Consider the following 24,989-nt stretch of genomic DNA (forward strand, 5'->3'; position numbering starts at 1 on the left):
GCGAACCCGTGCCTCTTTTATCACTGCTGTTTGTTACTGCTTCGCGGCCGCCCGCGCTTCTTTTCCGCGAACCGCACCCACTGTGCGCCGCGGTCCCTTGCGGGTACGCGCATTCGTACTTGTGCGCTGGCCCCGAACAGGGAGTCCGCGCTTATGACGAATACCCCGGTAACTTCCGATACTGATCAGACGTCGAATGTTCTGTGCCACTTCGCGGCGCAAATCACCCTCGATCCGGTAAGTATTTTGGATCACATTAATAATTCTGGCCAACTCTTCATCCGTGAGATCATCGGCTTTTTTCACCGGGTCGATCTTGGCCTCGTCAATCACTTGACGGGCGTTAGTTGGTCCAATTCCATAAAGATAGCGCAACGAATACTCAATGCACTTCTTACCTGGTATATCCACACCTAATATTCTGGGCATCCCAAATTCTCCTTAACCTTGACGCTGCTTATGACGTGAATTGGTGCAAATCACTCGCACCACACCCCGGCGGCGCACAATCTTGCAGCGCTCACAAATCCGCTTGACTGAACTTCTGACCTTCATCCTCTGGCTCCATTCCAAAAATAGTCGGCCAATTTATCAATGGCCTATCCTGTTGTCCACACCAAAATACTAAATCCAAACAACGGATCATACCGCTGTCAAAATTTCAGGGCCATCCTCACAGATCGCCACCGTATGCTCAAAATGCGCCGATGGCCTGCCATCTGCCGTACAGACGGTCCATCCATCACCCAGCACATTCACGGCGCTGCCTCCCATATTCACCATGGGCTCAATTGCCAGCGTCATGCCAACCTTCAATTTCGGCCCCGCTCCTGCGGTTCCGAAATTCGGAATTTGCGGATCTTCGTGAAGCTTCCGCCCCACCCCATGTCCGACAAAATCCCGCACCACCGAAAACCCCGACTGCACCACGGTCGCTTCCACCGCATGGGAGATATCTCCCAGCCGTTTCCCGGCGCGGGCCTTCTCGATCCCCGCCGCCAGGGCCTGCTCGGTAGCCCGAACCAACCGAATGATATCCGGATCCGTTACCCCGACCATGACCGTTGTGGCGGTGTCACCAATAAACCCACCAAACATCACCCCGACATCCAGACTGACAATCTGACCGATTTCAATCCGGCGATCACCGGGAATCCCGTGAACCACTTCCGAGTCGATCGAAATACACACATTCCCGGGATAGCCGCGATACCCTAAAAACGCGCTTTTCGCACCCATGGCCGCAATCAACTGGGCGGCCTTGGCATCCAATTCCCGGGTCGTGATTCCCGGCGATACCAGCCGGGCCAGTTCCTCCCGGATGCATGCCGCGATACGGCCACTTTCCCGCATCTTGCGAATCTCATCCCGATTCTTGAGAATGATCATGAAGCAATGAGCGGTTTCGCAACCGCCAGGATCTCCGCCACCGTCGCCTGCCGCTGCCTGGCGGAATCGACACGGACGAGCACGCCTTTTTTCTCGTAATAAGAAATAAGACTTTCCGTCTGCTTCGTATATACCTCTAAACGGTTCAAAATGGTGGACTCGCTGTCATCGGCCCGCTGATACAACTCGCCGCCGCAGAGATCGCAAATGCCTTCTTTTTTCGGCGGAATATTGATGACGTGGTAGCTCTGGCCGCATTTGCGGCATACCCGACGCCCCGTCAGGCGGGCCAGCAACAGGTCGCGGGGTGCATCCAGCAGAAATACCTTGTCGACTTTCGAAGCGTACCGGGCCAGCGTCTCATCCAGCAACCGCGCCTGATCAAGGGTTCGCGGAAATCCATCAAACATATAGGCCAGGTCCCGCGCCCCCCGCTCCAGACGCTCCCCGACAATGCCGACAATGACATCATCCGGCACCAATTCGCCCCGTTTCATGTAGCCTTCGGCCTGACGTCCGACAACGGTCCCGTTCTTGACGGCTTCCCGCAGCATATCGCCGGTGGACACATGGATAAACGCGCTCTCATTGCGTATCCCTTCAGCAATGGTCCCCTTGCCTGCGCCCGGCGCCCCAAGTAAAATAATTGTCTTCATTGTCGTGGTCGCTCCAAAATCCGCTGTTATCGCCGGCCGTGCAGTTTGCCCTTATGCAGGAATCCGTCGTAATGCCGCATGAGTAGATGCGATTCAACCTGACGCATGGTGTCCAACATCACGCCCACGGTAATCAGCAAACTCGTTCCGCCGAAAAAGGAGGATACCAGCCAGGGGACGCCAAACTGCCGGTTCATTACGGAAGGAATCACCGCAATAATCGTCAGAAAAATCGCACCCGCCAAGGTAATCTTCGTCATGGTCATATCCAGGAATTCAGCGGTTGGCCCGCCCGGACGGACGCCCGGCACATAGCCGCCATATTTCTTCAAATCATCCGCAATCTGCACCGGATTAAACTGGGTGGCCACCCAGAAATAGGAGAAAAAGAGAATCATGATGCCATACAGCAGCATATACAGCCCCGTGTCCATCGTCAGACTGTCTGCCATCTTTTGGGCAAAATCACCAGGGATGCGCCGCAACAGAATCGCGGGGAACATCAGGATCGACTGGGCGAAGATAATGGGCATCACCCCCGAGTAATTAATCCGCAACGGCATGAAGGTGCTTTGTCCGCCATAGACCTTGCGTCCCACCACCCGCTTGGCATACTGAATCGGGATCTTGCGTTGCCCCTGTGTCAGCATAATCGTGCCAGCGACGACTCCGAAGAGAGCGAACACCATCACGACGAGGAATACCGGATTGAATTGACGGAGGCCATCCTCGCCCACGTGAAACATCTGAATGACATAGGCCACCGCCGCAGGGAGGCGGCTGACGATCCCCTGGGTGATGATCAGCGATATCCCATTCCCGATCCCGCGCTGCGTGATCTGCTCGCCCAACCACATGATAAAGATGGTCCCGGTCGTCATCGTGACAATGGTCATCAGCTTAAAGCCAATCCCGGGATTTAATACGAGGTTGACTCCTTCCGGGAGCCCGAGCATCGCGGGATTTTCAAGCGTCGCGCCCATAAACCAGCCTTGGATGACGCACAAAAACACCGTCAGCATACGGGTATACTGCGTCAGCTTCTGACGTCCGGTGTCCCCTTCCAGCTTCAAGCGTCCCAGCACCGGAACAACCGCGCTAAGCAACTGCAGGATGATGGAGGCGCTGATGTAGGGCATAATCCCCAGCGCGCCCACCGCGCAATTACTCAATGCCCCACCGCTAAACATATCAAGCAAGCCCAGGACGCCCCCGCCCGAGCTTTTTTCGATATCAGCAACGACACGCTGCAATGCGACTGCGTCCACCCCGGGAGTCGGGACATGAGCCACCAGGCGGCAAATGAAAATCAGTCCCATCGTAAATAAAATACGGGACCTCAACTCAGGAATCTTGAAGCTATTCGTGAACGCAGAAAGCATGTCGCAGTCTCATTTCCCTTACGTGACGATCTCACAGGCTCCGCCGGCAGCCTCAATTTTCGCTTTGGCATCGGCGCTGAACGCGTGAGCCTTGACGATCAGTTTCTTCGTGATCGACCCATTACCCAGGATCTTAATCCCATCCGCCAGCCCGTTGGCCATGCCCTTCGCCTTCATCAGCTCAGGAGTCACCTCAGTACCGGCCTCAAACACGCTCAACGCAGATACGTTCACGGGCAGGAATTCCTTCCGCGAGATATTCGTAAAGCCCCGTTTCGGGATACGCCGGATCAGGCGCATCTGACCGCCTTCAAAGCCCAGCTTGTGCTTGTGCCCTGAACGCGCAAATTGTCCCTTGTGACCCCGGCCGGATGTCTTTCCCAGTCCGGAACCCACGCCCCGTCCAAGACGCTTTCTTGTCGATTTCGCGCCTGTCGTATTTTTCAATGAATGCAAGTTCATCGTATGTTTTACCTATCGGATCAAATGATTAGTGATTAGTTCTGCCGAGCCGCCATGATCTCATCCCGAGATCGCAGGGACTCCAACGCGTTGATGGTCGCCTTAACCACGTTAACCTTGTTTCCGCTGCCCAGAGATTTACCCAGGATATCATGAATCCCGGAGAGCTCCAGCACCGCGCGCATCCCGCCACCGGCAATAACACCGGTACCCTGGGAGGCGGGCTTCAACAAAATATAACCGCCATCACACTGCCCCGTAACCTCATGCGGAATAGTGCGGTCCTTGAGCGTCACGTGGATCATGCTCCGGCGGGCGATTTCGCCGCCCTTACGGATCGCGTCCGCCACTTCGTTGGCTTTCCCGAATCCATATCCGACCATTCCATTGCGGTTGCCGACCACGACAATCGCGCTAAAGCTAAACCGGCGTCCGCCCTTAACCACTTTTGCACAGCGGTTGACAAACACCACACGCTCCTCGACTTCGCCGGAGGAGTCCGAATTATTATCCGCCCTTGTTCGTTCTTTCATCACAGTGTGCTCTTGCTTTCTAGGGCTAGAATTTAAACCCTGCCTCACGTACGGCATCGGCAATCGCCTTAACCCGGCCATGATACTTATATCCACCGCGGTCAAACACGACGTTTTTGACGCCCATTTCCGTGGCAATTTCTGCCAAACGTTTTCCAAGCAACTTGGCGCCTTCGGTGTTTTTCTTGCCGACACCATCTTTACCAGATGATGACACCGAGGCCAACGTCACTCCCTTATCATCATCCACAAGCTGCACATAGATATGCTTGTTGGAGACCATCACACACAAGCGAGCGCGTTCCGCCGTCCCGGCGATATGCTTGCGAATCCGTGTGTGCCTGCGTGCACGATTTTCTTTTCTGTCGACTGTTTTCATACGTTAGGCCACCGTCTTGCCGGCCTTACGCCGGACATGTTCGCCCTTATAACGGATTCCCTTGCCCTTATAGGGCTCGGGCGGATAATAGGAGCGAATACGCGCTGCAACATCACCCACGAGCTGCTTATCCGCGCCCCCAACCGTTATCACACTATCCTTAACTGCCACTGTAATACCCGCGGGCGCCTCGTGCACCACCGGGCTTGAATAACCAATATTCATCGTCAGCTTGCTGCCCTGCACGGCCGCACGGAAACCGACGCCCTGAAGTTCAAGTTCAATCGAATACCCCTTGTCCACGCCCAGGACCATATTCGCCACCAGACTCCGACCCAGTCCATGGAAGCTATGCCCCCGGACTGTGTCTTCGACCGTACTCACGATGATATTTGCATCCTTCACTTCCGCCTTGATGGACGGAGGAAGTTTCGTCACCAAGTCACCCTTAGGACCCTTAGCCGATACCGTCCCGCCACTCACGAGGACCGTTACGCCCTTCGGGATAGCTATCGGTTTTTTGCCGATTCTAGACATTCTCTTCCCCTATTTAAATTTTGTTACCTGCCGCCCGTTAAGCGGCAGTTATTTCAGAAACGCCTGGTTTACCAGATTTGACAGAGCAACTCTCCGCCCACGCGCTTCCGCCGTGCTTCGTTATCCGTCACAATACCGGACGGGGTGCTCAAAATTGATACCCCCATGCCGCCCAACACCAAGGGGATTTCATCGAAACCCACGTAGCGCCTGAGCCCCGGTTTGCTAACCCGGCGTAACCCCCTGATGGTCGGGTTGCGGCTGGCATCATATTTCAATACCACTCTCAACACTTTTTCGCGACCCTGTCCCTCGACGGTGACGTCGCGGACATAGCCTTCCTTCTTCAAAATAACCGCAATCTCGCCCTTCATCTTAGAATGGCTGATGTCAGTCGTTTTCAAACCCGCACCCGATGCATTCCGGATGCGATTCAACATGTCACTGATAGGATCCGACAAACTCATAGGCTCTCCAATTTACCAGCTCGCCTTAATTACTCCGGGGATCATCCCCGTTGATGCCAGTTCCCGGAAGCAAATACGGCATACCTGGAACTTGCGCATAAAAGCATGTCGTCGCCCGCAGCGTTTACAGCGGTTGTAGCGGCGAGTGCTAAACTTCGGCGTGCGGCTCGCCTTGACTTCCTGTGATTTCTTAGCCAAAAGAACGTCCTCCCTGCCGTGTTCTACTTATTCGACTTCATGAATGGAATACCGACCATCGTGAGCAGTTCACGAGCCCGCGCATCCGTTGACGCCGATGTGACAATCGTCACGTTCATTCCCTGCACCTTTTTAACAACATCCGGGTCAATTTCAGGAAAAATTGACTGTTCCTGAAGACCGAAGGTGTAGCTTCCCCGTCCATCAAACCCTTTTGCCGGCAACCCGCGAAAATCGCGTATGCGGGGTAAAGCGGCATGAATGAGTCGCTCCATGAATTCATACATCCGGTTGCCGCGAAGGGTCACCTTCGCACCGACCGGCATCCCCTGGCGCAACTTGAAATTCGAGATACTCTTACGCGCTTTTGTGATGACCGGCTTCTGCCCTGAGATCGTTCCCAAGTCATCAGAAATGGCGCGAATCTGATCTTTGTCAACCGTGGAGTTGAAGCCCATATTAATGGTGACCTTCAGCATGCGCGGAACATCCATCACATTCTTGCAGCCCAGCGATTTCATCAACGCGGGCACAACTTCTTCTTTATATTTCGTCTTAAGTCCCGTCATAGACCACCTTACGAGTCAAATGCTTGGCCGCATTTTTTGCACTTGCGGATCCGCTTGTCACCCTCGGCCACACGCTTTACGCGGACCGCCTTCTTACACTGCGGGCAGTAGACCATCAGGTTGGCAAGCGCAATGGAAGATTCCTTCTGCACGATGCCCCCCTTCGGATTGTCCTGGGACTTCCGAAGATGTTTGGTCACCATGCAAAGTCCCTCAACAATCGCACGATGCTTCCCAGTCACAATCTGAAGCACCTTTCCCTGCTTACCCTTGTCACGGCCCCGTGTGGCCACAACGATATCGTTTCGTCGGATATTCATATATTCCTCTTCTTACAACACTTCGGGGGCGAGTGAGACAATTTTCATATACTTCTCACGAAGCTCACGCGCTACCGGTCCGAAAATACGGGTCCCGATGGGGTTAAGCTTCTCGTCCACAAGCACCACGGCGTTGTTGTCAAACCGAAGGGCCGAACCATCAGAACGGCGGATCGGCTGGCATGTCCGGACAATAATTGCCCGGCAAACCTGCCCTTTTTTTACCAATCCCGTCGGCTGGGCCTCTTGGACCGCAACCCGGATCAAATCACCGATGTGAGCATACATCTTACGCTGCCCGATGATCCGGAAGCAACGCACGCGCCGCGCTCCGGTATTATCTGCAACATCAAGGTTTGTTTCTTCTTGAATCATGGTCGTTCACCCAGTTACTGGCGTTTAGCCGTTTCCACAATTTCGAGGAGACGCCACCGTTTAAGTTTGCTCAACGGACGCGTCTCAACGATCCGTACCTTATCGCCAACTTTGGCTTTGTTCTCTTCGTCATGCGCATGATACTTCTTGGCCTGCGTCATCTCTTTCCCGTAGAGGGGATGACGGGTCGTCCGTTCCACGCGCACCACAATGGTCTTTTGCATCGCCGAGCTGACAACAATGCCAGTACGTTCTTTGCGAAGCGCTCGATTGGTTTCCGTGTCTGCCATAATCATCAACCTTGCTGGCGACGCCGTTCGCTCATCACCGTCTGCGCACGGGCAATATCCCGACGCAAACTCTTGATACGCGACGGCTGCTCGATCTGGCTCGCCGATTTACGAATTTTCAACGTGCGCAATTCCTTCTCCATGTCGGAGCATTGCTGCACGAGTTCTTCTTTGTTATTTTCTCTCAGTTTAGCGGCCTTCATAGCGTCCGCACCCCTGTCCTGTTTGGCCCGTATTAGTGGTGCCGTTTAACAAACATTGTCCGAATCGGCAACTTTGCCGCCGCCAGACGCAACGATTCTTTAGCCAACTGCTCCGAAACACCGTCCACTTCGAACATCATGGTTCCGGGCAAAATCACAGCGACCCAAAACTCAGGATCACCTTTCCCCTTACCCTGCCGGGTCTCAAGAGGCTTCTTACTCACCGGTTTGTCCGGGAAGATGCGCAACCACACCTTGCCACGCCGCTTCATATTGCGATTCATGGCCACGCGACAGGCTTCGATCTGGTTGGCTTTAACCCAAGCCCGATCAAGCGCCTTCAACCCGTACTCACCAAAGGCGAGAGAATTCCCTGATTGCGCGTTTCCCTTGCGGGATCCCCTGTGCACCATGCGGTGCTTCACGCGTTTAGGCATAAGCGGCATTGGATCGTCCCCTTACTGCCTTTTCAGGCTCATCCTTCTCTTTGCAGATCCACGTTTTCACGCCAATTTTACCTGCGGTCGTCTGCGCTTCAGCAAAACCGTAGTCGATATTGGCACGCAGGGTATGCAGCGGGATCGTTCCCTCCTTATACCATTCCACGCGGGAAAGTTCGGCGCCACCCAGGCGGCCGGACACCTTGATCCGGATCCCCTTGACACCCAATTCCATCGCCATCTTGATGGCGCGCTTCATCGCCCGGCGGAACGACACGCGTCGTTCCATCTGCAGCGCCACGCTCTCAGCCACCAGCTGGGCATTGGTGTCAGGACTCCGGATCTCACGGATCTCGAGGTAGATTTCCTTGCCCGTCAACTTCGCGATTTCCTCGCGAATACGGTCCAAGTCCTGTCCTTTACGCCCGATGACAATACCCGGTCTGGCGGTACAAATCGTGACTCTAACACGATTCGCGTAGCGTTCAATAATGATCTCGGCAACCGCCGCTGCATCGAGACGTTTCTTTACAAGATCACGGATCGTCAGATCCTCATTCAGCAGGGTGCCGAACGTGCGCTTATCCGCAAACCAGCGCGACTTCCAAGCCTTGCTGACCGCAATCCTTAATCCAATCGGATTGATTTTCTGTCCCAAAACGATGCTCCTTTCACGTCATCCGGTATTTACCGGTCACTTACCATCCGACAACACGATTGTAATGTGGCTGGTTCGTTTCCGAATCCGGCTCACCATGCCACGCGAACGCGCCCAAAAACGCTTCATCGCAGGACCTTCACCAATCGTGGCCTCTTTTACTCTCAGGTCGTCAGCCAACAGCTTAGCATTGTTTTCAGCATTTGCGACAGCGGAACGAATTGTCTTCTCCAACTGCCTCGCTGCCTTACGCTCGCTGAACTCGACCGTCTTAATTGCATCAGCCACAGGCATGCCCTGAATCGCCCGCGCCATATCACGCGCTTTTCGCGGTGACAACCGAACATACTTGGTTATTGCTTTAACTTCCATTAACTCGCTCCTAGTTCTTCGATCCGGCAGCCAAAACCACCCGATCCTGAACTTTGGGTAACTCCCGGCCCACATTCTGAATTACGGCACCGGCGATGGCCGACCGAGAATCCACAACCCGAACCGTCGCCACGGACTTATCCCCACTTATCACATCAAACATCAGCCCGGGTTTGACCCCGTCCCGACGTCCTCCGTTGAGGATGACCATGCCCAACTCTTTGTTAACATCCAAAATCAGATATTTCTTATCCCTCAATATCGCCGATCCGCCCAGTCTTTCACTCGACGTCTCGTCCGCCTCATGGGCCCGGGTTTCCAACCGCGCCTTTAACCCATCACATTCCATTTTCGCCGAAACCAACGCCTCACTCAAGCTCTGCACCTGGCGTCTCAGGACCTTCACCTCTCCCACGTCCCGATCGTCCTCCGAGGCTGAACACGCCGCCACCAGTACCGCTACGAGTATGCCCGCACAGACCAGTCCAGAACTCCTATCCGGGCCGAGCGCGCTCATCCGTTACTTGGCAACAGTTTTATCCGTGTGCGTCCCGTGCTTGCGGAAGATCCGCGTGGGGGCGAACTCACCCAGGCGATGACCCACCATATACTCCGTAATATAGACCGGCATATGCAATTTGCCGTTATGAACAGCCAGCGTGTGCCCGACGAATTCGGGGGCAATCATGGAACGGCGTGACCACGTTTTAACAACGCGTTTCTCGCCTGCGCGGTTCATCTTCTCAACCCGCTCCAGCAGCTTTTCATCAACAAACGGCCCTTTTTTAAGTGAACGGCCCATGGTTTACTTTCTCCGACTAAGAATAAATTTTTTCGACGCCTTCCGTCTCGCCCGAGTCTTTTTGCCCTTCGTGAGCTGACCCCACGGCGTCACAGGGTGACCACCGCCAGACGTACGACCTTCACCACCACCCATCGGGTGATCCACCGGGTTCATCGCCACACCACGCACGGTCGGACGAATCCCCTTCCAGCGTTTGCGCCCGGCTTTGCCAAGCTTAACACCATTATGATCAATATTACCAACCTGACCAATCGTCGCCATGCAATTGGCGTTAATCAACCGGATCTCGCCGGACGGCAACTTCACACTGGCGTAGCCGGTTTCACGGGCCATCAACTGCGCCGTCTGTCCCGCACTGCGAACCAATTGCGCCCCGCCCCCGACCGTCAATTCAATATTATGGATCGGCAACCCGAGCGGAATTTTAGCCAGCGGCATCATGTTCCCCGTAACCGGCTCGACATCCGGACCCGACATGACAATCGCGCCGACTTCCAAGCCAGCCGGAGCCAGGATATAGCGTTTTTCCCCGTCCCGATAAGCTAACAGGGCGATATTGGCGGAACGATTCGGATCATATTCAATGGCCTGAACCTTGGCAGGAATGCCAATCTTATTCCGCTTAAAATCAATCAGACGGAACTTACGTTTATGTCCGCCCCCGCGGTGTCGGATGGTTACCCGGCCGGCGGAATTACGTCCCGCCTGTGATTTCTGGGCCCGCGTCAAAGACCGTTCGGGCTTGCTCTTCGTAATCTCATCAAACGCAGAGAGCTTGGTGTTACGCAAACTCGGCGTTGTAGGTTTGTAGCTTTTAAGCGCCATGTCGTGCTTCCTATTCCAAATCGATCTTATCGCCAGCCTTCAAGGTTACCACGGCCCGTTTCCAATCGGCTTTTTTGCCGTAATGAAGGGTCCGCTCACGGCGTTTCTTGCCATCGTAGTTCATGGTGTTGACCTTGACTACCTTAACCTTGAAAAAATCTTCAATCGCCAATTTAATCTCAAGTTTGTTGGCCGCCGGGTCCACCTTAAAGAGATACTTGTTCTGGGCAGCCAGCAACGATCCCTTTTCGGTAATGTGCAATCCCCGTACCGCTGAAAGCGCATTCTTCATGATTTACTCCCTGCTTCACCCTCAAGCCGCAAGCGCAGCCCGTCCATGCCGGCACGCGTCACCACCGTCACGGGATAGCGGATCAGCTGGAACGTGCTCACGTCTTTGGCCGTCGTCACTTCGACATTAGTTAAATTGCGGAGGGCGCACACCAGATTTTTGTCCATTACATCAACGACCACCAGCGCGCCTTTTGTCAGACCAAGGGATTTCAGCAAACCTGAAGCTATCTTGGTTTTCGGCTCTGCGAACGTCAGCTGATCCAGCACCCGGACGCGATCTTCGCGCACGAGATCACTGAACGCCCGGCGGAATGCCAGACGCGCCACCTTGACGGGTACCTTCTTGGCATAGCTCCGGGGATGCGGGCCATGCGCCACGCCACCACCACGCCACACCGGCGACTGACGATACCCTGCACGGGCACGTCCGGTTCCCTTTTGCTTCCAGGGCTTCTTGTTGCTACCCGCAACGTCACCCTTACCGAGCGTATTCGCGGTACCGGCACGGATACCGGCCTGATACGCGATCACCACATCATGGACCGCCTGTTGCCCCTTGGTCGTCAGCAACGCGTCGGGGAAGTCAACCTTCGCCAACGAGGATCCCTTCATATCATAGACTGAAAGCTTGCTCATTTAACCTGCCCTGCCTTCGTCTTTTTCAATGCTTTACGCACCTCAACCATCGCCCCCGAAGGCCCGGGAACGGCGCCTTTAACCAGAATCAGATTCTCGCCCGCCCGAAGCTGGACGACCTGCAAATTCTGCGTGGTGACCCGCACATTTCCCATGTGCCCGGGCATATGCTTGCCCTTATGAACACGACCGGGATACGAACGGCAGCCAATCGAACCGACACGACGTTTGGAATGACCACCATGGGTCATCGGTCCACCCGCCATCTTGAAACGACGGACCACACCTGCAAACCCTCGGCCCTTGGTCACCCCGACGACATCCACATACAGGGCGCCTTCAAGGATGGCGGCGGTAATCGTATCGCCCACCTTCGACTCATCCCCGGCGATTACGGGAAACTCCCGCAGGAACCGTTGCGGCTTCACTTTCGCAGCTGTAAACTGCCCATTATGGGGTTTATTCGCACGCGAGGCTTTCACCTCGTCAAACCCGAGCTTGAGCGCATCGTAGCCGTCGCAGCCTTTTGTCTTCCGCTGGACAACAACACACGGGCCCACCTCAATCACTGTAACAGGAGTCTGTTGGCCTTCAGAGCCGAAGACTCGTGTCATTCCAATTTTTTTTCCGAGTATCCCTTGCATGGCTACCTGCTTAAATCTTGATCGTTATATCTACGCCGGCCGGCATGTTGAGTTTTTTCAACTCATCCACCGTTCTTGCCGTCGGCTCCACAATGTCCAACAACCGTTTATGCGTGCGAACTTCAAATTGTTCCATCGATTTTTTGTCGACATGAACACTTCGGTTGACGCTATAACTCTCGATGCGCGTGGGCATGGGAATCGGTCCAACGACCCGGGCTCCCGTCCTTTTCGCCGTCTCCACAATATCCGATACGGACTGATCCAATACCCGATAGTCGTAGGCTTTCAAACGTATGCGTATTCGTTGCTTTTCCATCATTCACTCACCGTTCCAGAAGTTGCTTTTGTATCGCCTCCGGCACCACATCAAAACAGGCCGGCTCCATTGTGTAACTCGCACGCCCCCGGGTTAATGACCGGACCGCAGTAGAGTAACCGAAAAGTTCCGCCAACGGAACCCGCGCATGGATTACCTGCACAGTTTCTTTCCCAACCATATTCTGAACATGGCCGCGTCTGGCGCTCACATCGTTCAGCACATCACCCAGATGCTCCGCTGGAACTATAATTTCCAGGGACATGATAGGCTCCAGAATTGCCGGTTTAGCGGTTTTAACCGCCTCCCGCAATGCCATGACTCCCGCCGTCCGGAACGCCACTTCCGTGGATTCCTGATCGCGGAACTCTCCGCCCACCACTCGCACCTTTACATCCACCAACGAATAGTTGGCAAGGACACCTGTTGTCAGCCCATCACGGATTCCCTCTTCCACGCTGGCCCTGAAGGCCGAAGGGATCCGGTTCTGAGACACTTCAAATTCAATTTCAATACCCGCACCCCGCGCCGCCGGCTCGACATCAAGCACCACTTCGCCGAACTGTCGCTGCCCGCCGATTTCGCGATCAAACTGGTGCAGGCCATGCCCCGGGGCGGTGATGGTCTCACGATAGGAAACCATCGGGCGTCCGGCGTTGGCCTGGACTTTGTATTCCCGGAACATACGATCTTTCAAAATCTCAAGGTGCAACTCGCCCATCCCGCTCAGCAGGGTTTGACCTGAGTCAGGATCTTTGGTGACCACACAGGTCGGGTCTTCCGCCGCCAGCGCACTCAACGCGTCATTCAATTTGTCGCGATCCGCCTGGGACTTGGGCTCGATGGCCATCGAGATGACCGGCTCCGGAAAACGGATACGCTCAAGTTCCACCGGCGCATTTTCGACACACAGGGTATCCCCGGTCGTCACATTCTTCAGGCCGATAATCGCACCGATCTCACCGGCATGAATGACGTCCACATCTTTCCGGTCATCCGCATGCAAAAAGACCAGCTTCATCACCCGTTCACGCTTCTTGGTGCGGGGGTTGAACACATTCTGCCCCTGCTTAATCTGCCCGGAATACACACGGACAAACGCCATACGGCCCATGTAGGGGTCACTCATCAATTTGAAAACCAGCGCGCTCTGGGGCGCGGAATCGTCGGCCTCACGCGTCACCACTTCACGCGTTTTGGGATGTTCGCCCTGGATCGCGGGAACATCCAGCGGCGACGGCAGGAAATCAACGACGGCATCAAGCAAATGCTGGACGCCTTTATTACGCAACGACGACCCGCACAACACGGGCGTGATCGCCTGAGCCAGCGTGGCGCGGCGTATGCCGGCCTTGAGAATCGAGGCAGGCACATCCGGGCATTCCAGATAGGCCTCAAGCACCCGCTCGTCATGTTCTGCCAACGCCTCAATCATGGCCGCGCGTGCCCGTTCCGCTTCCACCGCAATCTCCTCCGGAATGGGCAGATATTTCAGCGTGGACCCGAAGGTGGTATCGTCAAACGAAACGGCCTGCATCGTGACCAGATCGACCAATCCGGTAAAACTATCTTCACTTCCCCAGGGAATCTGGATCGGAACCGGTTGGGCCCCGAGCCGGACCCGGATCTGTTCGACCACGGAAGCGAAATTCGCGCCGACGCGATCCATTTTGTTGATAAATGCAATGCGCGGAACATGGTAACGGTCAGCCTGATGCCAGACGGTTTCCGATTGGGGCTGCACCCCGCCCACGCCGCAGAACACCACTACCGCGCCATCCAGTACGCGAAGGGAGCGCTCCACTTCAACGGTAAAATCGACATGTCCGGGAGTATCGATCAGATTGATCTGATGATCGCGCCAGAAACACATGGTCGCGGCACTGGTGATCGTGATGCCGCGTTCTTTTTCCTGAGGCATCCAATCCATCACGGCGGTCCCGTCATGGACTTCGCCCATGCGGTGCACGCGACCGGCATAGAAGAGAATCCGTTCGCTGGTCGTGGTCTTGCCCGCATCAATGTGAGCAATGACCCCGATATTGCGAACAGCAGATAGAGGCCGGAGGCGATCCGCCGCTTCACGCGGGCGGGTCTCCCCTGCTGATCCACTATTTTTATTCTGTTCCAAAACCGTTTCCATTGTGGTCTGCAAACAAACAAGTCCCGTCGCCCGATAAGACGACGGGAATTGTAATCAAATCATCATTACCATCGATAATGCGCAAAGGCCTTGTTAGCCTGCGCCATCTTATGCGTTTCGTCGCGTTTCTTGATCGCATTGCCCTGTTCGGCATACGCATCCAAAATTTCCTGAGCTAACGCCCGACGCATCGGAACACCCTTCCGCGTCTTGGCGTACTGCATGATCCAGCGCATGGCCAGAGCGCCCTGACGATCAGGAGACACTTCCACAGGCACCTGATACGTCGCGCCACCCACACGGCGGGACTTGACTTCCACTTTCGGGCTCACATTGCTGATAGCCCGGAGGATAATCTCCAAAGGATCGCCATCAGGATGTTTTTCCTGAATAACTTTCAAGGCATCATACACAATATTAACCGAAACCGATTTTTTGCCCACCTTCATCAAGTGGTTGACAAGCCGGCCGACCAGCTCGCTGTTATACTTCGGATCCGGATCAACCGTCCGCCGCACTGCTCTTCGTCTTCGTCCCATAATCTTGCGCCGTCCTACGCTTTTTTCGGTGTTTTGACGCCATATTTAGAACGGCCCCTGTGCCGTCCCTCAACGCCCAATGTGTCCAACGTCCCACGAACAATGTGGTACCGGACACCGGGCAGGTCCTTGACACGCCCGCCACGGACCAGCACAACACTATGCTCCTGCAAATTGTGCCCTTCGCCCGGGATGTAAGCCGTTACTTCTTCGCCATTCGTCAGGCGAACACGTGCCACTTTACGTAGCGCCGAGTTCGGCTTTTTGGGCGTCTGCGTCTTAACTGAGAGACACACACCCCGGCGCTGAGGACAATTCTTCAGCGCGGGAGATTTACTTTTATAGCGGACCTGTTTACGTCCGTATTTCACAAGTTGATTGATCGTTGGCATAAATTTCGTTATCCCTTTTTAACGCAAAGCGTGTAAAGATGCCCGAAGCACCGTATTCCTGTCAAGCTTTATCCCAGCAGTTCTTTGGCTTTCTTTAACTCTTCGCTTTCCTGGCGCAGATCCTCTTCCGGAATCGGCTCAGCCAGAGGCACTAATTTGATATTCCGGAACATCGGGAAACCCGTCCCGCCCGGTATCAAATGTCCCATAATTACATTTTCCTTGAAACCATACAATGTGTCGATACGTCCCAGGGTCGCCGCTTCCGTGAGCACCCGGGTGGTGTCCTGGAATGAAGCCGCCGAAATGAAACTTTCCGTTTCCAGAGCCGCCTTGGTAATCCCCAGAAGCGCCGGAGACGCTTCCGCGGCACGCTTTCCTTCCGCCGATGCCTTGGCATTGACTTCCTGGAACGCCTGCTTTTCAACCTGCTCGCCCCAGAGGAAATCGGTATCGCCGGCGTCGGTAATCCGGACCTTGCGCAACATCTGCCGCACGATGATCTCAATGTGCTTGTCATTGATTTCAACGCCCTGCAGCCGATACACTTCCTGCACCTGATTGACCAGATACTCCTGAAGTTCTTGCGGTCCGCAAATCTCGAGAATTTCCTGAGGAACAATGGGGCCTTCCGTCAGCTGCTGGCCCTTCTGCACGTAGTCGCCCTTATAGACGACGATATGCTTGCCCATCGGAATCAGATGCTGCTCCTCGTCATTGGTGACCGAATCACGGATCAGCAAACAGCGCCGTCCGCGCTGATTGGCGCCGAAATCGACAATCCCGTCAATTTTGGCAATCTCTGCCGCATCTTTCGGGCGCCGGGCTTCGAACAATTCCGCCACACGGGGCAACCCGCCTGTAATATCCTTCGTCTTCGACTCCTTGCGAGGAGTTTTAGCTAGGACCTCACCGGCGGCGACTTTCTTACCGTCCTTGATCATGACGTGAGCGCCCGCGGGAATATTGTAAATGGAGGCCGGCTCATTGTTGCCATGGGAGACCACGATCTGCGGATGCAGATCTTCCTTGTGCTCCAGAACCACGGTCCCCATCAAACCGGTCGACTGATCGACATCCTTTTTGACGGTCACGTTCTCAATAAAGCCCTGGAAATGCACCACACCGGGCTTTTCCGCCAGAATCGGCACACTGTACGGATCCCACTCGATGAAGCTCTGCGTCTTTTTGACGTGACCGCCGTCGGCCACTGAAATGAGCGCCCCGATTGCGATCGAGTGGCGTTCCACCTCACGACCGGTGTCATCAAATACGCCCACCGATCCGTTTTTATTGAGGACAACAAAGCTTCCCTGATCATTCACGACCGTACGCATGTTCGTGTATTGAATCGTCCCGTCATGCTTCGCGATCACATGCGGCTGCTTGAATACCGCGCTGGCGGTACCACCAATATGGAACGTACGCATGGTTAACTGCGTGCCGGGCTCACCGATCGACTGGGCGGCAATGATGCCCACGGCCGTACCGATTTCCACAGGGCTGCCATTCGACAAATCCCGTCCATAACATTTGGCACAGATGCCGCGCTTGGATTCACAGGTCAGAACACTGCGAATACGGACTTTCTCGATATCGGCGTTCATGATCACTTCGGCCACGACTTCATCAATCAGCCCGCCCGCCGGAACAATCACCTCACGGGTTACCGGGTGGACGATGTCATTCAGAGCGGTACGCCCTTTCAGCCGATCCGCCAGAGACACGACGTTTTCGTCGCCCTCGCCGATCGCCTTGACTTCAATCCCGTTCAGGGTATTGCAATCCTGCTCGATGATTCTCACGTCCTGGGCCACATCCACCAACTTACGGGTCAAATACCCAGCGTCAGCGGTTTTAAGGGCGGTATCCGCCAACCCCTTACGTGCACCGTGCGTACTGATGAAATATTCCAGAACGCTCAAGCCTTCCCGGAAATTCGACACAATGGGACGCTCAATAATTTCACCTGACGGCTTGGCCATCAAACCGCGCATACCCGCCAACTGCCGGATCTGCTGGCGACTACCACGAGCCTTGGAGTCTACCATCATGAAAATCGGATTGGCTTCATCGCTATCCCCGTTTTCCTCAATGGCACGATACATGGCGTTAGAGGTCTCGTCCGTGGCCTGGGTCCAAATATCAACAATCTTGTTGTATCGTTCCCCGTCAGTGATGATACCGCGACGGTACTGGCTCTCAACTTCAGCCACCGACTTGTGAGCCTTGGCAATGATTTCTTCTTTTTCAGACGGAATAATCATGTCCGACAGACCGATGGAAATCCCGGCCAGGGTCGCATGCTCAAACCCGATGTTCTTCAGGCTGTCAAGCACACGCACGGTCACCGCGTTACCGCTCTGGCGGTAGCAGTGCCAGATCAATTTACCCAGGAATGATTTGTCGCAGCAGCGATTCACAAATCCGAGGGTGTCAGGCAGAATCTCGTTGAAAAACACGCGTCCCACGGTGGTTACCAACATCTTGGAATTGGTGTCACCAAACACGGTTGTCCGTTTGAGATCCGGGTTTTGGAAACGAATCCGGTGATGAATCTTCAAAGCTCCATCATCATAAGCCAACCGGACTTCACTGGCCTCGGAAAAGATGGGGAGGCGTTCCTGCTCCTGAGCCTTGCCTTCTTTTTTCCGGCGGACCTCTTTAATCCGGTCCTTCTGTGCGGAGGACGTCAGATAATAGATTCCCAGTGCGATATCCTGGGTGGGCGTCATCACGGGACGGCCACTGGAGGGTGAAAAGACGTTATGGGGCGACAGCATCAGCAACCGGGACTCAATCTGAGCCTCGATGGACAACGGCACGTGCACCGCCATCTGGTCACCGTCAAAGTCAGCATTATAAGCCGTACACACCAGCGGATGGACCTGAATGGCCTCCCCTTCAACCAGGGTAGGCTCGAATGACTGAATGCTCAAGCGATGCAAGGTGGGGGCACGATTCAGCATGACAGTCTTGTCACGCGTAATCTCCTCAAGGATCGCCCAGACCTCATCGGACTGTTTATCAATCAGTTTTTTAGCGGAACGGACGGTATGCGCAACCCCCATCTCCTTCAAACGCCGGATGATAAAAGGCTCAAACAGCACCAAGGCCATCTTTTTGGGCAGCCCGCACTGATGCAGCTTAAGTTCCGGTCCGACCACAATCACTGACCGTCCGGAATAATCCACACGTTTCCCCAGCAGATTCTGACGGAACCGGCCCCCTTTACCCTTCAGCATATCGCTCAGGGATTTCAGCGGCCGATTGCCGGCACCGGTGACCGCACGACCATGCCGGCCGTTATCGATCACCGCATCGACGGCTTCCTGCAACATCCGCTTTTCGTTCCGGATGATGACATCAGGCGTCTTGAGTTGCAGCAGGTTTTTCAACCGGTTATTCCGGTTGATGACGCGCCGGTAAAGATCATTGAGATCAGAGGTGGCAAAGCGCCCGCCCTCCAGAGGCACCAAAGGCCGCAAGTCCGGCGGGATCACGGGCAACACCTCGAAAATCATCCATTCCGGACGGGCGTTACTGGTCAAAAAGCCCTCAAGCACCTTCATCCGCTTGGAAATCTTTTTGCGGATCTGCTTGCTGCGCGTGGTTTCCATTTGCGCATCCAGCTCAACCATCGCCTTTTCGAGATCTAATTTTTTCATTAGATCACGTACCGCTTCGGCGCCGATTTTAGCGACGAAGGCATCGCTATATTTATCCTGAGCCTCCCGGTATTCCATCTCGCTCAGAAGCTGTTTTTCCTGAAGCGGGGTATCCCCCGGCTCAATCACCACGTAATCTTCATAATACAGGATCCGCTCAAGCGCACGCGCGGTCATGTCCAGCACCAGCCCAAGGCGGCTGGGAGTGCACTTGAAAAACCAGATATGCGAAACCGGCACCGCCAGATCAATATGACCCATGCGTTCACGACGCACCCGCGACTGGGTGATTTCAACGCCGCAACGGTCGCAGATCACGCCCTTGTGCTTGATGCGCTTGTACTTTCCGCAACTGCATTCCCAGTCCCGGGTGGGTCCGAAAATCCGTTCGCAGAACAAGCCGCCCTTTTCCGGCTTATAGGTCCGGTAATTGATCGTCTCGGGATTTTTAACCTCACCATGGCTCCACGCCCGGATTGTGTCCGGCGAGGCCAGGGAGATATTCACGGAATCAAACCCCTCCATCAGGGGCATTCCAAGCCGCTCACGGGCGGCAGAATTTGTAAAGGTACGTTCCGACATAGGTGACTCAGCGTTGCCGCCGCCTCCGTTAAACTCGTTTTTCCTTCGCTTCAGCCCGCACATCCAAACCAATAGCTCTCAGCTCATTGATCAAGACGTTGAACGACTCAGGGCGGTCCGCCTCAAGTACATTCTCACCTTTTACGATAGATTCGTAAATTCGTGTCCGTCCGGTGGTATCATCACTCTTGACGGTCAACAATTCCTGCAGAGCATAAGCGGCTCCATAAGCTTCCAGCGCCCACACTTCCATTTCACCGAGACGCTGGCCACCGTATTGCGCCTTACCACCCAGCGGCTGCTGAGTCACAAGGGAATAGGGACCCACGGCACGGGCATGAATCTTGTCGCTCACCAAATGATGCAACTTCAGCATGTAGATATAACCCACAACCACCCGCTGATCAAACGGTTCGCCCGTTCGCCCATCAAACAGTTGCGTCTTACCATCCGACGGAAGCTTCGCCTCATCCATCAAATCATGAATACGTTTCTCGGAAATACCATCGAAGACCGGGGTGCTCGCATAGAGCCCGAGAATCTTGCAGGCCCACCCCAGATGGGTTTCCAGCACCTGTCCGACGTTCATACGAGACGGCACACCCAGCGGGTTCAGCACGATATCCACCGGCGTTCCATCCGGCAGGAAAGGCATATCCGCCTCAGGCAGGATCCTGGCGACCACGCCCTTGTTACCATGGCGTCCGGCCATCTTGTCACCTACGGACAATTTCTTCTTGCTCGCGATATACACCCGGACTTGCTTGATAATCCCCTGGTCAACCTCGTCCCCGCTCTCCAGCCGGTCAATGGCGTTCTCGAACTCATGTTCAAGCTCGACAAATTTCTGCTGATGCTCGGCGATGATTTCCTGAATTTTGATCTGGATCGGGCTACTTTCGATCGCGATGTGAGCACTTTCGTTAGCCAGTTTCCGGAGCAATGTTTTGGTGATTTTGCGGTTCGCCGGGATAATGATTTCGCCTGAATCAATATTCAGCACATCCAGCGGAATCTTTTCTCCCAGGAGAATGTTGCTGAGGGCTTCAGTTAACTGATCAATCAGTTCCTGTTTCTTCCCCGCCTGCTCCTGCGTCACATTTTTGGCCTGACGCTTGCGTTCGGTCGGCGTCATCTTCTCGCGGGCGATATCCTTATGAGCAGACACCTTGACATCCATCACGATCCCGTAGGTACCGCTCGGAACCGTCAGGGAGGTATCCCTCACATCAGCGGCCTTTTCGCCGAAGATGGCCCGGAGCAATCGCTCTTCCGGCGCCAGCTCGGTTTCACTCTTGGGCGTGATCTTGCCCACCAGAATGTCATCCGGCTTCACTTCCGCACCGATGCGGATGACCCCGTCAGGGCCGAGATTGCGCAAGGCTTCTTCGCCGACGTTGGGAATATCCCGGGTGATTTCCTCAGGACCCAGCTTGGTATCCCGGGCGCCCACCTCAAACTCCTGAATGTGAACCGAGGTGAACACGTCCTCGCGGACGACTCGCTCGCTGATCAGAATGGCATCTTCGAAGTTGTAACCGCTCCAGGGCATAAACCCGACCAGCACATTCCGGCCAATCGACAACTCACCGTCACGGGTTGCAGGACCATCCGCCAGGACATCGCCCATCCGGACCTTCTGCCCGACGCTGACCACAGGCCTCTGGTTGACACAGGTTCCGGCATTGGAGCGCATGAACTTATTCAGGACATAGGTGCGATCCGCATCCTTTTTCTTGGCGGCCTTGTCGCTCGTGACCACGATTTTATTCGCGGACACGTAGGTCACCACGCCCGGCTCTTCAGCCAATGCGAGCACCCCCGAGTCACGGGCAATACGATTTTCCAATCCAGTCGCCACGAACGGACGCTCTGTTTCCATCAGAGGCACGGCCTGCCGCATCATGTTCGAGCCCATCAAGGCCCGGTTGGCATCATCGTGTTCCAAAAAGGGAATCAAGCCAGCCGCCACAGAAACGACCTGCTTAGGCGAGACGTCCATGAAGTCGACTTTTTCTTTAGGCACTTCAAGGAATTCACCCCGGTGACGAACGGCAATCGCCTCGCGGGACATCCGGCTCTTTGCATCCAACGGCGTGTTGGCCTGGGCAATGATGAATTTCTCCTCGCGATCGGCGCTAAGATACTCCACTTCATCAGACACGGTTCCGTTATTTACCTTGCGGTAGGGCGTCTCGATAAAGCCGTATTCATTGATCCGGGCGTAAATACCCAGAGACGAAATCAAACCGATATTCGGACCTTCAGGGGTTTCAATCGGGCAGATACGACCATAATGACTGCTATGAACGTCGCGGACTTCAAATCCGGCACGCTCACGGCTCAACCCGCCCGGGCCCAAGGCGCTTAACCGCCGCTTATGGGCGAGTTCCGACAGCGGATTGGTCTGATCCATGAACTGGCTCAACTGGCTCCGTCCAAAGAAATCCTTGACCACCGCCGACAGGGTTTTGGGATTGACCAGCCGCTGAGGCGTCAAGGTCCCGGTATTGGGATCAAATAACGTCATGCGCTCACGAACCAACCGCTCCGCACGGGCCAGGCCCACACGGCACTGATTCTCGATCAATTCCCCGATGGTGCGCAACCGACGGCTTCCCAGATGATCAATATCATCCACCATCCCTTGCCCATTCCGGATACTGATCAAATAACGGATCGCCGCGATCAAGTCGCTGCCATCAGGATTCAAGGTGCGCAGGCGCTCTTCATCGGTGACGGTGATAAAGGCATCCTTCTCCTTGGCATCCTTGCGCGCCATGATGGTATCAATCAGGCCGATGGCGTCATTGATTTCGCCATCCAATTTCTGATTGATCTTGTAACGGCCCACGCGGCCGAGATCATAGCGCCGGACGTCGAAGAACAACCGCTTCAGCAACTGACGGGCATTCGAGACCGTCGCAGGGTCGCCGGGGCGCAAACGCAAATAGATGTCCTTCAGGGCGTCATCCATTGAATGCGTCGGATCTTCCTTAATGCTCTTCAGCATGATTCCGGAATCCCAAGAGACGTCAACGACATCCACATCCTTGAAACCGGCGGCCTTCATCTGGGCCAGAACATTTTCAGACAGAGGCTCATAGCGCCGTGCCAGAACCGTCTGGGAGTCGACATCGATCACATCTTCGCGGAAGACCAGGTTCACCAGTTTTTCAGCAGTACTGGTTTCGCTCATCTTCAGCTTGCGGAAGGTGTAGAACAGTGACAACAGATCGTCATCCGATCCATAGCCCAACGCCCGCAAGAATGTCACCGCCAGGAACTTCCTGCGGCGATGCCGTCGATCCATATAGATCCACAGCAGATCGGAAGCATCAAACTGTACTTCAACCCATGACCCGCGATCCGGGATGATGCGGAAGGAGTACAGCATGTTGCCACTGGAGTGAACCGACTGCTCAAAACAGATGCCTGGAGAACGATGCAACTGGCTGACGATCACCCGCTCGGCCCCGTTGATAACGAACGCTCCCTGCTTAGTCATAAGCGGGATTTCGCCCATATAAACGGTCTCTTCGCGGATTTCCTCGCCATCCTTCAACCGGAACGTGACATGCAGCGTCCCCGCGAAAGTCTGACCCTCGCGTAACGTTTCGTAGGGGTCGGCCTTGGGTAAGGAAAACTCATACTTCACGAAATCGAGTGCGTAACGCCCATCATAACTTTCAATGGGAAAGACTTCCTTGAATACCACCTGCAGCCCCATGGGCTTACGTGCGCCAGGGGCAATGTCAAGTTGAAGGAAATCCTTATACGACGCCGTCTGAATTTCGATCAGATTAGGCGGCTCGATTACCTCAACCAGTTTTCCAAAGTTCGTTCTCTCAACCATAGCCAGCACCTGTTGCACCGGGTTTCCAGCACACCAACACCGCGGTCACACGACCGCCCGTCGTAACACACCACCCAGAAATCAGGTTACTTGACTTCGACGGTCGCGCCAGCCTTCTCCAAGGCTTCCTTGATCTTGGCGGCCTCGTCCTTGGAAATGCCTTCCTTGACGGTCTTCGGTGCGCCTTCGACCAGATCCTTGGATTCCTTCAGGCCGAGCCCGGTGATGCCACGGATTTCCTTGATGACGCCAATCTTGTTGCTACCGGCCGCGGCCAGGATCACATTGAATTCCGTCTTCTCCGCTGCCGCTGCCGCCGGAGCGCCCGCAGGAGCTGCCGCCATCATTCCCATCGGGGCTGACGCCGTCACACCCAGGCGTTGTTCCAGACCCTTAACGAGCTGCGAGAGCTCCAGAACGGTCATGTTTTCAACTGCTTTGACAATTTCTTCCATTTTCGCATCTAACTTGATTTCTTCAGACATGGTATATCTCCCTTGCTAATCAACTACACTCAAACGTCACTTCGTTGCGTTCTTTTTGTCCTCAACCGCCTTCAATACGTATACGATGGTGGACACCTTTTGCTTCAACACGCCAACCAGACGCGTGAGCGGAGCCGCCACTGTACCCACCAACTGACTCAACAGCACCTCGCGAGGCGGCAGTTCAGCCAAGGCATCAATCTGAGAGGATGTCAAAATAACATTCCCCATGACGCCCGCCTTGACCACCGGCATCCCGCACGCCGTGCAGAACTGCTTGATCGTCTTGGCCGCCTGAACCGGATCCGTGCCCGTCACGATGGCCGACTGGCCCTTCAGCGACGTATCCAGATCCTGCCACCCTTTGTCCTTCGTAATCAGGCGCAGAAACCGGTTCTTCACAACCTGCATGCGCGCGCCCGTTTTACCGAGTTTCCGGCGAAGGTCCGAGAACTGTTCCACCTTCATGCCGCGGTATTCCGCAACAAAGACAAAGGTTGAATCGTTCACCTGGGAAGTTAATTCCCCTAGAATTGATTGTTTTTCTGGTCTCATTGAACCCAACCTTTTC

The 24,989-nt window shown here is 54.9% G+C and carries 33 protein-coding genes; all 33 read right to left on the reverse strand.

Going from position 1 to position 24,989, the window contains the following annotated elements; genetic code table 11:
* Window positions 1-33: 33 nt before the first annotated feature.
* The 33 genes from rpsM to rplJ all read right to left on the reverse strand — a co-directional run bounded on the left by rpsM (window position 34) and on the right by rplJ (window position 24,973).
* A complete protein-coding gene (rpsM, locus tag WCS52_06390; protein MEI6166805.1) occupies window positions 34-429 on the reverse strand; it encodes a 30S ribosomal protein S13 in 396 nt (131 codons plus the stop codon).
* Window positions 430-441: 12 nt separating this feature from the next.
* Entirely contained in the window at window positions 442-555 is a 114-nt protein-coding gene (gene rpmJ, locus WCS52_06395) for a 50S ribosomal protein L36 (GenBank protein MEI6166806.1), read from the reverse strand.
* An 87-nt stretch (window positions 556-642) separates the two neighbouring features.
* A complete protein-coding gene (gene map / locus WCS52_06400) occupies window positions 643-1,389 on the reverse strand; it encodes a type I methionyl aminopeptidase (GenBank protein MEI6166807.1) in 747 nt (248 codons plus the stop codon).
* A complete protein-coding gene (locus WCS52_06405; GenBank protein MEI6166808.1) occupies window positions 1,386-2,045 on the reverse strand; it encodes an adenylate kinase in 660 nt (219 codons plus the stop codon). The genes map and WCS52_06405 overlap by 4 nt, the downstream gene beginning before the upstream one ends.
* A 26-nt stretch (window positions 2,046-2,071) precedes the next feature.
* Window positions 2,072-3,427 carry a preprotein translocase subunit SecY gene (secY, locus tag WCS52_06410; GenBank protein ID MEI6166809.1) on the reverse strand — a complete coding sequence of 452 codons (1,356 nt, stop codon included), beginning with the start codon at window positions 3,425-3,427 and terminating at the stop codon, window positions 2,072-2,074.
* An 18-nt stretch (window positions 3,428-3,445) separates the two neighbouring features.
* Window positions 3,446-3,889 (reverse strand): 50S ribosomal protein L15, encoded by a 444-nt coding sequence (rplO, locus tag WCS52_06415; protein MEI6166810.1) that lies wholly within the window; start codon window positions 3,887-3,889, stop codon window positions 3,446-3,448.
* A 35-nt stretch (window positions 3,890-3,924) separates the two neighbouring features.
* Window positions 3,925-4,422 carry a 30S ribosomal protein S5 gene (gene rpsE, locus WCS52_06420; GenBank protein MEI6166811.1) on the reverse strand — a complete coding sequence of 166 codons (498 nt, stop codon included), beginning with the start codon at window positions 4,420-4,422 and terminating at the stop codon, window positions 3,925-3,927.
* A gap of 25 nt (window positions 4,423-4,447) precedes the next feature.
* Entirely contained in the window at window positions 4,448-4,801 is a 354-nt protein-coding gene (rplR, locus tag WCS52_06425; protein ID MEI6166812.1) for a 50S ribosomal protein L18, read from the reverse strand.
* 3 nt (window positions 4,802-4,804) lie between these two features.
* The gene (gene rplF, locus WCS52_06430; protein MEI6166813.1) at window positions 4,805-5,338 is read right to left on the reverse strand and encodes a 50S ribosomal protein L6; all 534 of its coding nucleotides are present in this window, start codon (window positions 5,336-5,338) and stop codon (window positions 4,805-4,807) included.
* Between the two features lie 68 nt (window positions 5,339-5,406).
* Window positions 5,407-5,805, reverse strand: coding sequence for a 30S ribosomal protein S8 (gene rpsH, locus WCS52_06435; protein MEI6166814.1), 399 nt, complete (start codon window positions 5,803-5,805; stop codon window positions 5,407-5,409).
* A gap of 12 nt (window positions 5,806-5,817) precedes the next feature.
* Entirely contained in the window at window positions 5,818-6,003 is a 186-nt protein-coding gene (locus WCS52_06440) for a type Z 30S ribosomal protein S14 (GenBank protein ID MEI6166815.1), read from the reverse strand.
* A 23-nt stretch (window positions 6,004-6,026) separates the two neighbouring features.
* Window positions 6,027-6,572, reverse strand: coding sequence for a 50S ribosomal protein L5 (rplE, locus tag WCS52_06445; GenBank protein ID MEI6166816.1), 546 nt, complete (start codon window positions 6,570-6,572; stop codon window positions 6,027-6,029).
* Between the two features lie 8 nt (window positions 6,573-6,580).
* The gene (gene rplX, locus WCS52_06450; protein ID MEI6166817.1) at window positions 6,581-6,892 is read right to left on the reverse strand and encodes a 50S ribosomal protein L24; all 312 of its coding nucleotides are present in this window, start codon (window positions 6,890-6,892) and stop codon (window positions 6,581-6,583) included.
* 12 nt (window positions 6,893-6,904) lie between these two features.
* Window positions 6,905-7,267, reverse strand: a complete 363-nt coding sequence (gene rplN / locus WCS52_06455) for a 50S ribosomal protein L14 (GenBank protein MEI6166818.1) — start codon at window positions 7,265-7,267, stop codon at window positions 6,905-6,907.
* Window positions 7,268-7,281: 14 nt separating this feature from the next.
* On the reverse strand, window positions 7,282-7,563 hold the full coding sequence (gene rpsQ / locus WCS52_06460) for a 30S ribosomal protein S17 (protein MEI6166819.1): 282 nt from the start codon (window positions 7,561-7,563) through the stop codon (window positions 7,282-7,284).
* Window positions 7,563-7,760: a 50S ribosomal protein L29 gene (gene rpmC / locus WCS52_06465; GenBank protein ID MEI6166820.1), complete on the reverse strand. Its 198-nt coding sequence runs from the start codon at window positions 7,758-7,760 to the stop codon at window positions 7,563-7,565. Before rpmC ends, rpsQ begins: the two co-directional genes overlap by 1 nt.
* Before the next feature lie 32 nt (window positions 7,761-7,792).
* A complete protein-coding gene (gene rplP, locus WCS52_06470) occupies window positions 7,793-8,206 on the reverse strand; it encodes a 50S ribosomal protein L16 (protein ID MEI6166821.1) in 414 nt (137 codons plus the stop codon).
* The gene (gene rpsC, locus WCS52_06475; protein MEI6166822.1) at window positions 8,190-8,858 is read right to left on the reverse strand and encodes a 30S ribosomal protein S3; all 669 of its coding nucleotides are present in this window, start codon (window positions 8,856-8,858) and stop codon (window positions 8,190-8,192) included. Before rpsC ends, rplP begins: the two co-directional genes overlap by 17 nt.
* A gap of 36 nt (window positions 8,859-8,894) precedes the next feature.
* Entirely contained in the window at window positions 8,895-9,230 is a 336-nt protein-coding gene (rplV, locus tag WCS52_06480; GenBank protein MEI6166823.1) for a 50S ribosomal protein L22, read from the reverse strand.
* 10 nt (window positions 9,231-9,240) lie between these two features.
* A complete protein-coding gene (locus WCS52_06485) occupies window positions 9,241-9,747 on the reverse strand; it encodes a hypothetical protein (protein MEI6166824.1) in 507 nt (168 codons plus the stop codon).
* Window positions 9,748-9,750: 3 nt separating this feature from the next.
* On the reverse strand, window positions 9,751-10,032 hold the full coding sequence (gene rpsS, locus WCS52_06490; GenBank protein MEI6166825.1) for a 30S ribosomal protein S19: 282 nt from the start codon (window positions 10,030-10,032) through the stop codon (window positions 9,751-9,753).
* A 3-nt stretch (window positions 10,033-10,035) separates the two neighbouring features.
* On the reverse strand, window positions 10,036-10,860 hold the full coding sequence (rplB, locus tag WCS52_06495) for a 50S ribosomal protein L2 (GenBank protein MEI6166826.1): 825 nt from the start codon (window positions 10,858-10,860) through the stop codon (window positions 10,036-10,038).
* A 10-nt stretch (window positions 10,861-10,870) separates the two neighbouring features.
* The gene (gene rplW, locus WCS52_06500) at window positions 10,871-11,152 is read right to left on the reverse strand and encodes a 50S ribosomal protein L23 (protein MEI6166827.1); all 282 of its coding nucleotides are present in this window, start codon (window positions 11,150-11,152) and stop codon (window positions 10,871-10,873) included.
* A complete protein-coding gene (gene rplD, locus WCS52_06505; GenBank protein ID MEI6166828.1) occupies window positions 11,149-11,790 on the reverse strand; it encodes a 50S ribosomal protein L4 in 642 nt (213 codons plus the stop codon). Before rplD ends, rplW begins: the two co-directional genes overlap by 4 nt.
* Window positions 11,787-12,434: a 50S ribosomal protein L3 gene (rplC, locus tag WCS52_06510; protein ID MEI6166829.1), complete on the reverse strand. Its 648-nt coding sequence runs from the start codon at window positions 12,432-12,434 to the stop codon at window positions 11,787-11,789. The genes rplD and rplC overlap by 4 nt, the downstream gene beginning before the upstream one ends.
* Before the next feature lie 10 nt (window positions 12,435-12,444).
* Window positions 12,445-12,753, reverse strand: a complete 309-nt coding sequence (gene rpsJ, locus WCS52_06515; protein ID MEI6166830.1) for a 30S ribosomal protein S10 — start codon at window positions 12,751-12,753, stop codon at window positions 12,445-12,447.
* A gap of 7 nt (window positions 12,754-12,760) precedes the next feature.
* Window positions 12,761-14,884, reverse strand: coding sequence for an elongation factor G (fusA, locus tag WCS52_06520; protein ID MEI6166831.1), 2,124 nt, complete (start codon window positions 14,882-14,884; stop codon window positions 12,761-12,763).
* Between the two features lie 77 nt (window positions 14,885-14,961).
* Complete coding sequence (rpsG, locus tag WCS52_06525) at window positions 14,962-15,435, reverse strand: 30S ribosomal protein S7 (protein MEI6166832.1); 474 nt, start codon at window positions 15,433-15,435, stop codon at window positions 14,962-14,964.
* A gap of 14 nt (window positions 15,436-15,449) precedes the next feature.
* Window positions 15,450-15,827 (reverse strand): 30S ribosomal protein S12, encoded by a 378-nt coding sequence (gene rpsL / locus WCS52_06530; GenBank protein ID MEI6166833.1) that lies wholly within the window; start codon window positions 15,825-15,827, stop codon window positions 15,450-15,452.
* A 68-nt stretch (window positions 15,828-15,895) separates the two neighbouring features.
* Window positions 15,896-20,029 (reverse strand): DNA-directed RNA polymerase subunit beta', encoded by a 4,134-nt coding sequence (gene rpoC, locus WCS52_06535; GenBank protein ID MEI6166834.1) that lies wholly within the window; start codon window positions 20,027-20,029, stop codon window positions 15,896-15,898.
* Between the two features lie 76 nt (window positions 20,030-20,105).
* Window positions 20,106-23,933 (reverse strand): DNA-directed RNA polymerase subunit beta, encoded by a 3,828-nt coding sequence (gene rpoB / locus WCS52_06540; protein MEI6166835.1) that lies wholly within the window; start codon window positions 23,931-23,933, stop codon window positions 20,106-20,108.
* Window positions 23,934-24,019: 86 nt separating this feature from the next.
* The gene (rplL, locus tag WCS52_06545; protein MEI6166836.1) at window positions 24,020-24,418 is read right to left on the reverse strand and encodes a 50S ribosomal protein L7/L12; all 399 of its coding nucleotides are present in this window, start codon (window positions 24,416-24,418) and stop codon (window positions 24,020-24,022) included.
* Window positions 24,419-24,454: 36 nt separating this feature from the next.
* A complete protein-coding gene (rplJ, locus tag WCS52_06550) occupies window positions 24,455-24,973 on the reverse strand; it encodes a 50S ribosomal protein L10 (GenBank protein MEI6166837.1) in 519 nt (172 codons plus the stop codon).
* Window positions 24,974-24,989 lie beyond the last annotated feature (16 nt).

The organism is bacterium (assembly GCA_037128595.1).
Classification (GTDB): domain Bacteria; phylum Verrucomicrobiota; class Kiritimatiellia; order CAIKKV01; family CAITUY01; genus JAABPW01.

Bases quoted from the DNA above. Each gene is read 5' to 3' on its own strand.
- rpsM (MEI6166805.1), bottom strand. From the start codon at position 429: ATGCCCAGAATATTAGGTGTGGATATACCAGGTAAGAAGTGCATTGAG.
- rpmJ (MEI6166806.1), bottom strand. From the start codon at position 555: ATGAAGGTCAGAAGTTCAGTCAAGCGGATTTGTGAGCGCTGCAAGATT.
- map (MEI6166807.1), bottom strand. From the start codon at position 1,389: ATGATCATTCTCAAGAATCGGGATGAGATTCGCAAGATGCGGGAAAGT.
- WCS52_06405 (MEI6166808.1), bottom strand. From the start codon at position 2,045: ATGAAGACAATTATTTTACTTGGGGCGCCGGGCGCAGGCAAGGGGACC.
- secY (MEI6166809.1), bottom strand. From the start codon at position 3,427: ATGCTTTCTGCGTTCACGAATAGCTTCAAGATTCCTGAGTTGAGGTCC.
- rplO (MEI6166810.1), bottom strand. From the start codon at position 3,889: ATGAACTTGCATTCATTGAAAAATACGACAGGCGCGAAATCGACAAGA.
- rpsE (MEI6166811.1), bottom strand. From the start codon at position 4,422: ATGAAAGAACGAACAAGGGCGGATAATAATTCGGACTCCTCCGGCGAA.
- rplR (MEI6166812.1), bottom strand. From the start codon at position 4,801: ATGAAAACAGTCGACAGAAAAGAAAATCGTGCACGCAGGCACACACGG.
- rplF (MEI6166813.1), bottom strand. From the start codon at position 5,338: ATGTCTAGAATCGGCAAAAAACCGATAGCTATCCCGAAGGGCGTAACG.
- rpsH (MEI6166814.1), bottom strand. From the start codon at position 5,805: ATGAGTTTGTCGGATCCTATCAGTGACATGTTGAATCGCATCCGGAAT.
- rplE (MEI6166816.1), bottom strand. From the start codon at position 6,572: ATGACGGGACTTAAGACGAAATATAAAGAAGAAGTTGTGCCCGCGTTG.
- rplX (MEI6166817.1), bottom strand. From the start codon at position 6,892: ATGAATATCCGACGAAACGATATCGTTGTGGCCACACGGGGCCGTGAC.
- rplN (MEI6166818.1), bottom strand. From the start codon at position 7,267: ATGATTCAAGAAGAAACAAACCTTGATGTTGCAGATAATACCGGAGCG.
- rpsQ (MEI6166819.1), bottom strand. From the start codon at position 7,563: ATGATTATGGCAGACACGGAAACCAATCGAGCGCTTCGCAAAGAACGT.
- rpmC (MEI6166820.1), bottom strand. From the start codon at position 7,760: ATGAAGGCCGCTAAACTGAGAGAAAATAACAAAGAAGAACTCGTGCAG.
- rplP (MEI6166821.1), bottom strand. From the start codon at position 8,206: ATGCCGCTTATGCCTAAACGCGTGAAGCACCGCATGGTGCACAGGGGA.
- rplV (MEI6166823.1), bottom strand. From the start codon at position 9,230: ATGGAAGTTAAAGCAATAACCAAGTATGTTCGGTTGTCACCGCGAAAA.
- WCS52_06485 (MEI6166824.1), bottom strand. From the start codon at position 9,747: ATGAGCGCGCTCGGCCCGGATAGGAGTTCTGGACTGGTCTGTGCGGGC.
- rpsS (MEI6166825.1), bottom strand. From the start codon at position 10,032: ATGGGCCGTTCACTTAAAAAAGGGCCGTTTGTTGATGAAAAGCTGCTG.
- rplB (MEI6166826.1), bottom strand. From the start codon at position 10,860: ATGGCGCTTAAAAGCTACAAACCTACAACGCCGAGTTTGCGTAACACC.
- rplW (MEI6166827.1), bottom strand. From the start codon at position 11,152: ATGAAGAATGCGCTTTCAGCGGTACGGGGATTGCACATTACCGAAAAG.
- rplD (MEI6166828.1), bottom strand. From the start codon at position 11,790: ATGAGCAAGCTTTCAGTCTATGATATGAAGGGATCCTCGTTGGCGAAG.
- rplC (MEI6166829.1), bottom strand. From the start codon at position 12,434: ATGCAAGGGATACTCGGAAAAAAAATTGGAATGACACGAGTCTTCGGC.
- rpsJ (MEI6166830.1), bottom strand. From the start codon at position 12,753: ATGGAAAAGCAACGAATACGCATACGTTTGAAAGCCTACGACTATCGG.
- rpsG (MEI6166832.1), bottom strand. From the start codon at position 15,435: ATGGGACGAAGACGAAGAGCAGTGCGGCGGACGGTTGATCCGGATCCG.
- rpsL (MEI6166833.1), bottom strand. From the start codon at position 15,827: ATGCCAACGATCAATCAACTTGTGAAATACGGACGTAAACAGGTCCGC.
- rpoC (MEI6166834.1), bottom strand. From the start codon at position 20,029: ATGCCCCTGATGGAGGGGTTTGATTCCGTGAATATCTCCCTGGCCTCG.
- rpoB (MEI6166835.1), bottom strand. From the start codon at position 23,933: ATGGTTGAGAGAACGAACTTTGGAAAACTGGTTGAGGTAATCGAGCCG.
- rplL (MEI6166836.1), bottom strand. From the start codon at position 24,418: ATGTCTGAAGAAATCAAGTTAGATGCGAAAATGGAAGAAATTGTCAAA.
- rplJ (MEI6166837.1), bottom strand. From the start codon at position 24,973: ATGAGACCAGAAAAACAATCAATTCTAGGGGAATTAACTTCCCAGGTG.